The sequence below is a fragment of the Stenotrophomonas sp. SrG genome, assembly GCF_050031795.1.
GTDB lineage: Bacteria > Pseudomonadota > Gammaproteobacteria > Xanthomonadales > Xanthomonadaceae > Stenotrophomonas > Stenotrophomonas rhizophila_A.
Genome location: NZ_JBNBBE010000709.1, coordinates 1 through 247, shown reverse-complemented (window position 1 = coordinate 247; position 247 = coordinate 1). Strand labels below are relative to the sequence as shown.

The 247-nt window shown below is 70.9% G+C and carries 1 pseudogene; it reads right to left on the bottom strand.

Annotation, left to right across the window (positions count from 1 at the left end):
- Positions 1-247, bottom strand: a pseudogene (locus tag ACQG3P_RS21420) (hypothetical protein); the annotation flags it as partial.

Genomic DNA, 247 nt, shown 5'->3' with positions numbered 1-247 from the left:
CACCACCATCAGCAGGCCGATCGGCAGCAGCAGCGGCAGGTAGGTGATCGCCGTGGGCAGGCCAGCGATGAAGCCCAGCGTCGGCCACGGCAGCACCATCTGCAGCGGGGTCCACTCGGGCACCTGGAAGCCCGGTGCACCCAGCCCGGCCAGGCCGAGCCCGTAATACAGCACCGGGCCGAACACGAACGCCACCAGCACGCCCGGGGCGCGGATCGGCAGCTTGCGCTTGGCCACCAGCACGTAC